This window comes from Fictibacillus barbaricus (assembly GCF_014635025.1).
GTDB lineage: Bacteria > Bacillota > Bacilli > Bacillales > Fictibacillaceae > Fictibacillus > Fictibacillus barbaricus.
The window spans coordinates 21,271-33,994 of the sequence record NZ_BMCE01000006.1 but is presented as its reverse complement, the minus strand read 5'-3'; the positions used below and the strand labels follow the sequence as shown (position 1 = coordinate 33,994).

The following is a 12,724-nucleotide window of genomic DNA, read 5'->3' as shown; positions in this document are numbered from 1 at the left end:
TATCAAAAGGGAGGTACGCTCCTTGATAGACGTAAATAATTTTGAATATATGAAAATTGGTCTTGCTTCACCGGACAAGATCCGGTCGTGGTCAAGAGGGGAAGTAAAGAAACCTGAAACAATCAACTACCGTACACTTAAGCCTGAAAAAGACGGCTTGTTCTGTGAGAGAATTTTCGGTCCTACAAAAGACTGGGAATGTCATTGCGGAAAGTATAAGCGCGTCCGTTATAAAGGCGTGGTTTGTGACCGTTGTGGTGTTGAAGTAACAAGAGCTAAAGTTCGACGTGACCGTATGGGTCACATCGAGCTTGCTGCTCCTGTATCTCACATTTGGTACTTCAAAGGTATCCCAAGCCGTATGGGTCTTGTTTTGGATATGTCTCCAAGAGCATTAGAAGAAGTAATCTACTTCGCATCTTACGTTGTTACTGAAACAGGAGATACTCCTCTTGAGAAGAAACAACTGCTTTCAGAAAAGGAATACCGCACATACCGTGAAAAGTATGGAAAAGGCTTTACTGCACAGATGGGTGCAGAAGCGATCAAACGACTTCTAGAAGACATCGATGCTGAAAAAGAAGTAGAGGTGCTGAAAGAGGAGCTTAAAACTGCACAAGGGCAACGCCGTACTCGTGCGATTAAGCGTTTAGAAGTATTGGAAGCATTCCGTCATTCCGGCAATCATGCCGATTGGATGATTCTTGAAGTACTTCCGGTTATCCCGCCGGAATTGCGTCCGATGGTTCAGCTTGATGGCGGACGTTTCGCCACTTCTGATCTTAACGACCTTTACCGTCGTGTTATCAACCGTAACAACCGTTTGAAGCGTCTATTAGACCTAGGTGCTCCTAACATTATCGTTCAAAATGAAAAACGTATGCTTCAAGAAGCAGTCGATGCATTAATCGATAATGGCCGCCGTGGCCGTCCGGTTACAGGGCCAGGAAACCGTCCATTAAAATCACTTTCACACATGCTGAAAGGGAAACAAGGACGTTTCCGTCAAAACTTGCTGGGTAAACGTGTTGACTACTCTGGTCGTTCGGTTATCGTTGTAGGTCCGAACTTAAAGATGTATCAATGTGGTCTGCCTAAAGAGATGGCACTGGAACTGTTTAAACCGTTTGTTATGAAAGAGCTAGTATCAAAAGGCCTTGCACACAATATTAAGAGTGCAAAACGTAAAGTAGAGCGCGTTCAGCCTGAAGTTTGGGATGTTTTAGAAGAGGTTATCCGCGAGCACCCAGTGCTTCTTAACCGTGCACCTACACTTCACAGACTTGGTATCCAAGCATTCGAACCAACGCTTGTTGAAGGCCGTGCAATTCGTCTTCACCCGCTCGTATGTACAGCATATAACGCTGACTTCGACGGTGACCAAATGGCGGTTCACGTACCTTTATCTGCTGAAGCTCAAGCAGAGGCTCGCATCTTAATGCTTGCGGCCCAAAACATCTTGAACCCGAAAGATGGTAAGCCAGTAGTAACCCCTTCACAGGATATGGTATTAGGTAACTATTACTTAACACTTGAGCGTGCAGGAGCTATTGGAGAAGGGTCTGTATTCAAAGACATCAATGAAGCGATCATTGCTTATGAAAACGGATATGTACACCTGCATTCACGAATTGCAGTGCCTGTATCCAGCTTGAATAAAGAAACTTTCACAGAAGAACAACAATCTAAACTTCTGATGACAACCGTAGGTAAATTGTTATTTAACGAGATCCTGCCGCCGTCATTCCCTTACATTAACGAACCGACTACGACGAACCTTCAAGTGGAAACACCTGAAAAGTACTTCTTAGATCCGGCTGCAAATGTAAAAGAAGAAATTCAGAAGCATGAAGAAATTGTTCCTTTCAAGAAAGGGATCCTTGGTAAGATTATCGCTGAAGTATTCAAACGTTTTAAGATTACTGAAACGTCTAAAATGCTTGACCGCATGAAGGACTTAGGATTTAAATACTCTACACGCGCTGGTATCACGATCGGTGTATCCGATATCGTTGTATTACCTGAAAAGCAAGAAATCCTTGCTGTTGCGGAAGAAAAAGTAGTAAACGTTACAAAGCAATTCAGACGTGGTTTGATCACTGAAGAAGAACGCTATGAGCGTGTAATTAATGTTTGGAGTTTGGCGAAAGACGAAATCCAAAATAAATTGATGGGTACCCTTGATAAGCGAAACCCAATCTTTATGATGAGTGACTCCGGTGCCCGTGGTAACGCATCTAACTTTACACAGCTTGCTGGTATGCGTGGTCTAATGGCCAACCCGGCTGGTAAAATCATCGAGCTTCCGATCAAATCAAGTTTCCGTGAAGGCCTTACTGTACTCGAGTACTTTATCTCTACTCACGGAGCGCGTAAAGGTCTTGCCGATACAGCGCTTAAAACAGCTGACTCTGGTTACCTTACTCGTCGTCTGGTTGACGTTGCTCAAGACGTTATCGTACGTGAAGATGACTGTGGAACAGACCGCGGCTTAGAAGTTGCTGCTATTAAAGAAGGCAACGAAGTGATCGAGCCGCTTCATGAGCGCTTGATCGGCCGTACTGCCTTTAAAAAGGTATACCACCCTGAAACAAACGAAATTCTTGCAGACGTTAACGAGCTGATCACAGAAGATATGGCTGCTCATATTGAAGAAGTAGGCGTGAAGTCAGTAACGCTTCGTTCTGTATTTACGTGTGATACTCGTCACGGTGTTTGTAAGAAATGTTACGGGCGCAACCTTGCAACAGGCTCTGACGTTGAAGTTGGGGAAGCTGTTGGAATTATCGCTGCTCAATCCATCGGTGAGCCAGGTACACAGCTTACAATGCGTACCTTCCATACAGGTGGGGTAGCAGGAGACGATATCACACAAGGTCTTCCGCGTATCCAGGAATTGTTTGAAGCGCGTAACCCGAAAGGTCAGGCTGTTATTTCTGAGCTTGAAGGTACGGTTGTCGGCGTGAACGACAATAAAGATAAGCGTGAAGTTGTCGTCCAAGGCGAGATAGAATCTAGATCTTACACGATTCCTTTCGGTGCCCGCATTAAGGTTGTTGAAGGGGATAAGGTAAGTGCTGGGCAAGTATTGACAGAAGGTTCTATCGATCCTAAAGAATTAATTAAGGTACGCGGTGCTGAAGGCGTACAAGAATACCTATTGCGTGAGGTACAGAAAGTTTACCGTATGCAAGGGGTTGAAATCGGGGATAAGCACGTTGAGGTTATGGTTCGCCAGATGCTTCGCAAAGTGCGCATCATCGATTCTGGTGATTCTCAAGTACTTCCAGGAGCTCTTATGGACATCCATGCGTTTACGGATGTTAACCGTAATGTACTTCTTGAAGGTGGAACTCCTGCTACAGGACGCCCGGTACTTCTTGGTATTACAAAAGCATCACTTGAGACAGAATCCTTCTTGTCTGCTGCATCGTTCCAAGAAACAACTCGAGTTCTTACGGATGCTGCCATCAAAGGTAAGCGTGACGAACTACTCGGACTTAAGGAAAATGTTATTATCGGTAAGTTGATCCCGGCTGGAACAGGTATGAACCGTTACAGAAACCTAGGAATCAATTCTCCGGTAGTTGAAGAAGAGAACAGCGAAGAGGCAGAACTGCCGACAGAACTTGTTTCTCAAGATTAATAAATGAAATGTTGACATTGGGAGCGCATCGGTGATATGATAACGGATGTGCTCCTAAGAATTGTTACTTTGGAGGATATTCGTATGTCTTATGAAAAAGTGACACAGGCTTCTGAAATTATCGTAGGTACTAAGCAAACAATCAAAGCTTTACAAAACGGCGAGGTCAAAGAGCTGGTCGTTGCGGAAGATGCTGATTTTCGAGTAACGAGCAAAGTATTGCAGATTGCTGAAGAGAAGTATGTACCGATCGTGAAGGTTGATTCCATGAAAAAGCTTGGAAAAGCATGCGGTATAGATGTCGGGGCCGCAACTGTTGCGATAAAAGGATAAAATTACTGTTTTTGCGATGAGCAAGGTCTGTCGCTCCGCTCGCAAAAACTTTCTTTTGTCCTAAAATGAACCACCTGGGTCGGTGGTATTACGAAACAAGAGAGGAGGAAATACAAAATGCCTACAATTAACCAATTAGTTCGCAAAGGTCGTGTTTCTAAAATAAAGAAATCTGACTCTCCTGCGTTAAACAAAGGTTACAACAGCTTCAAAAAGTCCCAAACTAACGTTTCATCTCCGCAAAAGCGTGGAGTTTGTACACGTGTTGGTACTATGACTCCTAAGAAGCCGAACTCGGCGCTTCGTAAGTATGCGCGTGTTCGTCTAACTAACGGAATCGAAGTTACAGCTTACATTCCTGGTATTGGCCACAACCTACAAGAGCACAGTGTTGTTCTTATCCGTGGTGGACGTGTAAAAGACTTACCGGGGGTACGCTACCACATCGTTCGTGGTGCTCTTGATACGGCTGGTGTTAACAACCGTATGCAAGGTCGTTCTAAATACGGAACTAAGCGTCCAAAAGAAGCTAAGAAATAATATAGCTTTTAAAATAAATTAAACAACTATCAGAAAGGAGGGGACCACATGCCACGTAAAGGACCTGTTGCTCGTCGTGATGTGTTACCTGATCCAATTTACAAGTCTAAGCTTGTAACTCGTCTAATCAATAAAATTATGATTGACGGTAAGAGAGGGGTAGCTCAAACAATCTTGTACAATGCGTTCGATCTTATTAAAGAACGTACAAACCAAGATCCTATGGAAGTGTTTGAACAAGCTCTTAAAAATATCATGCCAGTTCTTGAAGTTCGTGCACGCCGTGTTGGTGGTGCTAACTACCAAGTTCCTGTTGAAGTTCGCCCAGAGCGTCGTACAACACTAGGACTTCGTTACCTAACGAACTACTCTCGTCTACGCGGAGAAAAGACAATGGAAGAACGTCTTGCGTACGAGATTATGGATGCTGCTAACAATACTGGTGCTTCAGTTAAGAAGCGCGAAGATATGCACAAAATGGCTGAAGCGAACAAAGCGTTTGCTCACTACCGCTGGTAAAATCATAGAGACAGTTTTCGGACTGTCTCTAAAACACTATAAAAATTCCTGTGCATAAGGAAGGAGAGAAATTCATGGCTAGAGAATTCTCCTTAAAAAATACTCGTAATATCGGGATCATGGCTCACATTGATGCTGGTAAAACAACGACTACTGAACGTGTACTTTACTACACTGGCCGTATCCACAAAATTGGTGAAACTCATGAAGGAGCTTCACAAATGGACTGGATGGAGCAGGAACAAGAGCGCGGAATTACGATTACTTCCGCTGCGACAACTGCTCAATGGAAAGGTCACCGTATCAATATCATTGATACACCAGGACACGTAGACTTTACAGTTGAAGTAGAACGTTCATTACGTGTATTAGACGGAGCGGTTGCTGTACTTGATGCTCAATCAGGTGTAGAACCACAAACAGAAACAGTATGGCGTCAAGCGACTACTTACGGTGTTCCACGTGTAGTATTCGTAAACAAAATGGACAAGATTGGTGCGGATTTCTTATACTCCGTTAAAACGATCCATGATCGTCTTGGTGCTAACGCACACCCGATCCAATTACCGATCGGTGCTGAAGACCAATTCGAAGCAATCATCGACCTAATCGAAATGAAGGCTGTCTTCTATGGTAACGACCTTGGTACTGATATCGAAGTTCGTGACATTCCTGAAGAGCACATGCCTTTAGCTGAAGAATACCGTAACAAGCTAATTGAAGCGGTAGCTGAGCTAGATGAAGAAATGATGATGAAGTACTTAGAAGGTGAAGAGATTACGAAAGAAGAGCTTAAAGCAGGAATCCGTCAAGGTACTTGTAACGTTGAGTTCTACCCAGTAATCTGTGGATCTGCATTTAAGAACAAAGGTGTTCAGCTAATGCTTGACGCTGTTCTTGATTACCTTCCATCACCAGTTGATGTACCAGCGATTAAAGGTACACTTCCAGATTCAGAAGAAGAAGTAACTCGTGAATCAAGTGACGAAGCTCCGTTCTCAGCACTTGCATTTAAAGTTATGACTGACCCTTATGTTGGTAAGTTAACGTTCTTCCGTGTTTACTCTGGAACACTTAACTCTGGATCATACGTACAGAACTCTACTAAAGGAAAGCGCGAGCGTATTGGACGTATTCTTCAAATGCACGCAAACTCCCGTGAAGAGATCTCTATCGTATATGCTGGAGATATCGCGGCAGCTGTAGGTCTTAAAGATACTACAACTGGTGATACACTATGTGATGAAAAGAGCCTTGTTATCTTGGAATCAATGGTATTCCCAGAGCCAGTTATCTCTCTATCTATCGAGCCGAAGTCTAAAGCAGACCAAGATAAGATGGGTATGGCACTTGCTAAGCTTGCTGAAGAAGATCCAACATTCCGTACTGAAACAAACGAAGAGACTGGACAAACGATCATCGCAGGTATGGGTGAGCTTCACCTAGACATCCTAGTTGACCGTATGCGCCGTGAATTCAAGGTAGAAGCTAACGTGGGTGCTCCTCAGGTTGCTTACCGTGAGACAATTCGCCAAGCAGCTAAAGTTGAAGGTAAATTCGTTCGTCAGTCTGGTGGTCGTGGACAATACGGTCACGTTTGGATCGAATTCGAGCCAGGTGAAGAAGGATCTGGATTCGTATTTGAAAACAAAATCGTTGGTGGGGTAGTTCCTCGTGAATACATCCCTGCTGTACAAGCTGGTATTGAAGAATCAATGAAAAACGGTATGCTTGCTGGTTTCCCATTACTTGACCTTAAAGCCCGTATCGTTGACGGTTCATACCATGATGTTGACTCCAACGAGATGGCGTTTAAGATTGCCGGTTCAATGGCTCTTAAAAACGCAAAAGCAAAATGTGACCCTGCAATTCTTGAGCCAATCATGAAAGTTGAAGTGGTTGTTCCTGAAGAGTACATGGGAGACATTATGGGTGACGTAACTTCTCGTCGTGGACGTGTTGAAGGTATGGAAGCTCGTGGTACTGCACAAGTGGTTAAAGCAATGGTTCCACTTGCAGAAATGTTCGGATATGCAACTAGCTTGCGTTCTCGTACACAAGGCCGCGGTGTTTACTCAATGCACTTCGATCACTACGAAGAAGTACCGAAGTCAATCTCTGAAGAAATCATCAAAAAAGCAACTGGAGCTTAATCTCTTCGGTTGTAAGAAGCAATATTTTCATGTAATCTAAAATGGGCAGTACAAACTGTCTGTTTTAAATAAAAAAACTACTATATGTACACATATTAAGGAGGAATCTTTCTCATGGGTAAAGAGAAATTTGATCGTTCCAAAACGCATGCTAACATTGGTACTATCGGTCACGTTGACCATGGTAAAACAACTTTAACAGCTGCTATCACTACTGTTCTTGCTAAGAAAAACGGTAAAGGTGTAGCTATGGCTTATGACCAAATCGACGGTGCTCCAGAAGAGCGCGAGCGTGGTATCACAATCTCAACTGCACACGTTGAGTATGAAACTGATTCTCGTCACTATGCACACGTTGACTGCCCAGGACATGCTGACTATGTTAAAAACATGATCACTGGTGCTGCACAAATGGATGGTGGGATCCTAGTAGTATCTGCTGCTGACGGCCCAATGCCACAAACTCGTGAGCACATCCTTCTTTCTCGTCAAGTAGGTGTACCTTACCTTGTTGTATTCATGAACAAGTGTGACATGGTAGACGACGAAGAACTTCTTGAGCTAGTTGAAATGGAAGTTCGTGACCTTCTTTCTGAGTATGACTTCCCAGGAGATGACATTCCTGTAATCAAAGGTTCTGCTCTTAAAGCTCTTGAAGGAGATGCTGAGTGGGAAGCTAAAATCCATGAGCTAATGGACGCTGTAGATTCTTATATCCCAACTCCTCCTCGTGACACTGAAAAGCCATTCATGATGCCAGTTGAGGATGTATTCTCAATCACTGGCCGTGGTACAGTTGCTACTGGACGTGTTGAGCGTGGAGTAGTAAAAGTTGGTGACGTAGTTGAGATCCTTGGTCTTACTGAAGAGCCAAAATCAACAACTGTAACAGGTGTTGAAATGTTCCGTAAGCTTCTTGACTATGCTGAAGCTGGAGACAACATTGGTGCACTTCTTCGTGGGGTTTCCCGTGACGATGTTGAGCGTGGACAAGTTCTTGCTAAGCCAGGTACTGTTAAAGCTCACACTAAGTTCAAATCAGAAGTTTATGTTCTTTCAAAAGAAGAGGGTGGACGTCACACTCCATTCTTCTCTAACTACCGTCCTCAGTTCTACTTCCGTACAACTGACGTAACTGGTATCATCCAACTTCCTGAAGGCGTAGAAATGGTTATGCCTGGAGATAACGTTGAGATGACTGTAGAACTAATCGCTCCAATCGCTATCGAAGAAGGAACTAAGTTCTCTATTCGTGAAGGTGGACGTACAGTTGGTGCAGGCGTAGTTGCAACAATCACTGAGTAATCTCATTACTCTTTAATAAAAAGCACTCTCCTTATGGAGGGTGTTTTTTTATTTATTCTGTTGCGCTTTACGTTTGCGGGGTCTCTACTGTCCCGCTGCTTCCGCAGGAATCTCGCACCTTCCGTTCCAGTCAACGTCTTTATCAACAGATTGCTTTTAAAAAACATACCTAAAAAACTATAATCTTGTAGAAAAGAACGATTTCTGTCTGAAAAACCAGGGATATTCCTTATGACCATAATCGATAGACAGCACAGAGCTGCCAAGATATCAATAATTCCTGAAAATCAGGGTTTAATCCGGCAAGTTTCGTACATAATCCGGCGAGTTTTCCATCTAATCCGGCAAATTTTACGTATTTTTCGGCAAGTCGATCAGTTTCGTCCAAAGACACAAATCTTGCATACGAACTCAATCATTACCGGAACACAAGCAACTTAACCGTCATTACTGTTTCTTCTATATAGATGAAACTCATTTAAGTGTGTAAAAGAAGAAAAAGGAAGTTGAAATCGGCGAATAAAGTCTCTATAATAGAAAAAGTGCGATTAGCAATAAAAAAATGCAAATAAAACTTGCATTGGGCGTTGCTATTCACTATAATAAGTAATGTTGGTCATTCACTGCGATGATTCGGAAGGTTGCTGACACACCAGGCCCCTTTGCCATGGCTGGTGACATCAGGTTGAATTTCCGTGGAGCAATGTCTGTTTATCAAAATAGGCGAATAAAGGAGGGAAAATAATGGCAAAGCAAAAGATTCGTATCCGTTTAAAGGCGTATGATCACAGAATTCTTGATCAATCAGCTGAAAAAATCGTTGAAACTGCTAAGCGTTCAGGAGCAAAGGTATCAGGTCCAATCCCACTACCTACTGAGAAAGCGATCTACACGATCCTTCGTGCGGTTCATAAGTACAAGGACTCTCGTGAGCAGTTCGAAATGCGTACTCACAAGCGCTTGATCGATATTATCGAGCCAACACCACAAACAGTTGATTCGTTAATGCGTTTGGATCTACCGTCTGGTGTAGACATCGAAATTAAACTATAATTTCACGTTTGCTAATAAATTATTTTACTTACTAATAGGAGGTGTGACGAATGACCAAAGGAATCTTAGGTAAAAAAATTGGTATGACTCAAGTTTTCGCAGAAAACGGAGATCTTATCCCAGTTACTGTAGTAGAAGTAACTCCTAACGTTGTTCTTCAAAAGAAATCCGTTGAGAACGATGGCTACGAGGCTATCCAACTTGGATTTGACGATAAAAAAGAATCTCGTACTAACAAGCCGCAAGCAGGTCATGCTGCGAAAGCTAGCACGAGCCCTAAGCGCTACGTTAAAGAATTCCGTAATGTTGATGTTGCGGGATACGAAGTTGGTCAGGAAGTCAAGGTTGATATTTTTGCAGAAGGTGACGCTGTAGACGTTACTGGTACATCTAAAGGAAAAGGATTCCAAGGTGTTATCAAACGTCACGGGCAATCACGCGGGCCAATGAGCCACGGTTCCCGTTACCACCGTCGTCCTGGTTCAATGGGTGCAGTTGACCCTAACCGTGTTTTCAAAGGGAAAGCATTGCCTGGACGTACTGGCGGAGATACAGTAACTGTACAAAACCTTGAAGTTATTAAGGTTGATACAGAACGTAATCTTCTATTGATCAAAGGTAACGTACCTGGAGCGAAAAAGAGCTACGTTACAATTAACTATGCTGTTAAAGCAAAGGATGCTAAATAAGGAAGGAGGACAATCTGATGCCAAAAGTAGCATTATTTAAACAAGATGGTACTCAAGCTGGCGATATCGAATTAAACGAATCCGTTTTCGGTATTGAACCAAATAAAAGCGTGCTTTTCGACGCTGTTATTATGCAGCAAGCATCACAGCGCCAAGGAACTCATGATGTTAAGAACCGTTCCGAAGTTGCTGGTGGTGGACGCAAGCCATGGAAACAGAAAGGTACTGGACGTGCTCGTCAAGGATCTATCCGTTCTCCACAATGGGTTGGCGGTGGAGTGGTTTTCGGACCTACACCAAGAAGCTATTCTTACAAATTACCTAAGAAGGTTCGTCGCTTAGCTATTAAATCAGCGCTATCTTCTAAGGTTCTAGATAACGACTTGATCGTATTAGAAGCACTTGCATTCGACGCTCCTAAAACAAAGGAAATGAAGCAAGTACTTACAAATCTATCCGCAGATCGTAAAGCATTAGTTGTAACTGCTGATTACAATGACGCTGTTGCTCTATCTGCACGTAACATCCCTGGCGTAACAGTTGTTACGGCTAACGGCGTTAGTGTTCTTGACGTGTTAAACCACGACAAGCTTCTTATGACTAAAGACGCTGTGGAAAAAGTAGGGGAGGTGCTCGCATAATGGAAGCTCGTGATGTGATTAAGCGCCCCGTTATTACAGAGCGTTCTACTGAAATAATGGCTGACAAAAAATACACGTTCGAAGTAAACCCTCGTGCAACTAAGACTCAAATCAAAGGCGCACTAGAAGAAATCTTTGGCGTGAAAGTACAAACTGTTAACACTGCTAACTACAAAGGTAAGTTTAAGCGTGTAGGCCGTCACACTGGTTACACATCTAAACGTAAAAAAGCTGTAGTTACATTAACTCCAGAAAGCAAAGAACTCGACTTTTTTGAAGGAGTTTAAGAAGAACTCGTAAAGGAGGGAAATTACAATGGGTATCAAAAAGTTTAAACCGACAACTAACGGTCGTCGTAACATGTCTCAGCTTGACTTTGCTGAAATTACAACTGACCAACCAGAAAAATCCTTGCTTGCTCCACTTAGCAAAAAAGCTGGTCGTAACAACCAAGGTAAACTAACTGTTCGTCACCAAGGTGGTGGACACAAGCGTAAGTATCGTATCATCGATTTCAAACGTAACAAAGATGGAATACCAGGTCGCGTTGCTACAATCGAATACGATCCAAACCGTACAGCTAACATCGCTCTGATCCACTACGCAGATGGTGAGAAGCGTTATATCCTAGCTCCAAAAGGAATCCAAGTAGGTCAACAGATCATGTCTGGACCTGAAGCTGATATCAAAGTGGGTAACTCACTTCCATTAGCTAATATTCCTGTAGGTTCTACTATCCACAACATCGAACTTAAGCCTGGTAAAGGCGGGCAATTAGCTCGTTCAGCTGGTGCTGAAGCTCAGCTTCTTGGTAAAGAAGAAAGATACGCACTAGTTCGTCTTGGTTCTGGTGAAGTTCGTATGATCCTTCTTACTTGCCGTGCAACAATCGGTCAAGTTGGTAACCTTGAGCATGAACTTGTAAACGTTGGTAAAGCAGGTCGTTCTCGTTGGAAGGGTATCCGCCCAACAGTTCGTGGTTCTGTAATGAACCCTAACGATCACCCACACGGTGGTGGTGAAGGACGCGCTCCAATCGGACGTAAATCACCAATGTCTCCATGGGGCAAACCAACTCTTGGATATAAAACTCGTAAGAAAAACAGCCAAACTGACAAGTACATTGTACGTCGTCGCAAAAAATAATGTGATTGTCCTACGGTTCAATCGAGCCGTAGCGCAAACACAAAGGGAGGTTCTCAAATGGGTCGCAGTTTGAAAAAAGGGCCTTTTGTAGATGACCACTTGATGAAAAAGGTCGAGGCACTTAATGAATCTAACGACAAGAAAGTAGTTAAAACTTGGTCTCGTCGTTCTACGATTTTCCCTGACTTCATCGGTCACACAATCGCTGTTTATGATGGTCGTAAGCACGTGCCGGTATATGTAACAGAAGATATGGTCGGTCACAAGCTAGGTGAGTTTGCACCTACTCGTACTTACAAAGGCCATGCAGCTGATGATAAGAAAACTAGACGTTAATTGAGGGGAGGTACACAAAATGGAAGCAAAAGCAATTGCTAAACAAGTGCGTATTGCTCCTCGTAAAGCTCGTATCGTAATCGACTTGATTCGAGGCAAGCAAGTAGGTGAGGCACTTGCGATTCTACGTTTGACGCCTAAAGCAGCTTCTCCTGTAATTGAAAAGGTGCTTAAGTCTGCTATTGCAAACGCAGAACACAACTATGAAATGGAACCGAACAACCTAGTGATTAAGCAAGCGTTCGTTGATGAAGGTATTACTCTTAAGCGTTTCCGTCCTCGTGCGATGGGTCGCGCAAGCCGTATCAACAAACGTACTAGCCACATCACAATCGTTGTTTCTGAAAAGAAGGAGGGTTAAGA

General features: G+C 43.3%; 14 protein-coding genes. 13 read left to right on the top strand and 1 reads right to left on the bottom strand.

Annotated features, from left to right (window positions below):
• The first annotated feature begins 22 nt into the window (after nt 1–22).
• From rpoC to tuf, 6 genes are all read left to right on the top strand, one after another.
• A complete protein-coding gene (gene rpoC / locus IEV52_RS20775) occupies nt 23–3,646 on the top strand; it encodes a DNA-directed RNA polymerase subunit beta' (RefSeq protein WP_188404476.1) in 3,624 nt (1,207 codons plus the stop codon).
• 84 nt (nt 3,647–3,730) lie between these two features.
• A complete protein-coding gene (locus IEV52_RS20770) occupies nt 3,731–3,979 on the top strand; it encodes a 50S ribosomal protein L7ae-like protein (RefSeq protein ID WP_188404475.1) in 249 nt (82 codons plus the stop codon).
• Nucleotides 3,980–4,096: 117 nt separating this feature from the next.
• Nucleotides 4,097–4,519, top strand: a complete 423-nt coding sequence (gene rpsL, locus IEV52_RS20765; protein ID WP_188404474.1) for a 30S ribosomal protein S12 — start codon at nt 4,097–4,099, stop codon at nt 4,517–4,519.
• A gap of 48 nt (nt 4,520–4,567) precedes the next feature.
• Nucleotides 4,568–5,038: a 30S ribosomal protein S7 gene (gene rpsG / locus IEV52_RS20760; RefSeq protein WP_066237973.1), complete on the top strand. Its 471-nt coding sequence runs from the start codon at nt 4,568–4,570 to the stop codon at nt 5,036–5,038.
• Between the two features lie 74 nt (nt 5,039–5,112).
• The gene (fusA, locus tag IEV52_RS20755; RefSeq protein ID WP_188404473.1) at nt 5,113–7,191 is read left to right on the top strand and encodes an elongation factor G; all 2,079 of its coding nucleotides are present in this window, start codon (nt 5,113–5,115) and stop codon (nt 7,189–7,191) included.
• Nucleotides 7,192–7,305: 114 nt separating this feature from the next.
• A complete protein-coding gene (tuf, locus tag IEV52_RS20750; protein WP_188404472.1) occupies nt 7,306–8,496 on the top strand; it encodes an elongation factor Tu in 1,191 nt (396 codons plus the stop codon).
• A 229-nt stretch (nt 8,497–8,725) separates the two neighbouring features.
• Here the strand turns inward: tuf and IEV52_RS20745 are convergent, their stop codons facing one another.
• Entirely contained in the window at nt 8,726–8,911 is a 186-nt protein-coding gene (locus tag IEV52_RS20745) for a hypothetical protein (protein WP_229754403.1), read from the bottom strand.
• Nucleotides 8,912–9,240: 329 nt separating this feature from the next.
• On the opposite strand from IEV52_RS20745, the gene rpsJ reads away from it, so the two are divergent.
• The 7 genes from rpsJ to rplV are packed head-to-tail and all read left to right on the top strand — an operon-like array spanning nt 9,241 to nt 12,722.
• Nucleotides 9,241–9,549, top strand: a complete 309-nt coding sequence (gene rpsJ / locus IEV52_RS20740) for a 30S ribosomal protein S10 (RefSeq protein ID WP_053356198.1) — start codon at nt 9,241–9,243, stop codon at nt 9,547–9,549.
• A gap of 50 nt (nt 9,550–9,599) precedes the next feature.
• Nucleotides 9,600–10,238 (top strand): 50S ribosomal protein L3, encoded by a 639-nt coding sequence (rplC, locus tag IEV52_RS20735; RefSeq protein WP_188404470.1) that lies wholly within the window; start codon nt 9,600–9,602, stop codon nt 10,236–10,238.
• Nucleotides 10,239–10,255: 17 nt separating this feature from the next.
• Nucleotides 10,256–10,879, top strand: a complete 624-nt coding sequence (gene rplD, locus IEV52_RS20730) for a 50S ribosomal protein L4 (protein ID WP_188404469.1) — start codon at nt 10,256–10,258, stop codon at nt 10,877–10,879.
• Nucleotides 10,879–11,166, top strand: a complete 288-nt coding sequence (gene rplW / locus IEV52_RS20725; protein WP_066237959.1) for a 50S ribosomal protein L23 — start codon at nt 10,879–10,881, stop codon at nt 11,164–11,166. The genes rplD and rplW overlap by 1 nt, the downstream gene beginning before the upstream one ends.
• Nucleotides 11,167–11,194: 28 nt before the next feature.
• On the top strand, nt 11,195–12,025 hold the full coding sequence (gene rplB / locus IEV52_RS20720) for a 50S ribosomal protein L2 (protein WP_188404468.1): 831 nt from the start codon (nt 11,195–11,197) through the stop codon (nt 12,023–12,025).
• Nucleotides 12,026–12,082: 57 nt separating this feature from the next.
• Nucleotides 12,083–12,361: a 30S ribosomal protein S19 gene (gene rpsS / locus IEV52_RS20715; protein WP_066285535.1), complete on the top strand. Its 279-nt coding sequence runs from the start codon at nt 12,083–12,085 to the stop codon at nt 12,359–12,361.
• Nucleotides 12,362–12,380: 19 nt separating this feature from the next.
• A complete protein-coding gene (gene rplV / locus IEV52_RS20710) occupies nt 12,381–12,722 on the top strand; it encodes a 50S ribosomal protein L22 (protein WP_066237948.1) in 342 nt (113 codons plus the stop codon).
• Nucleotides 12,723–12,724: the final 2 nt, after the last annotated feature.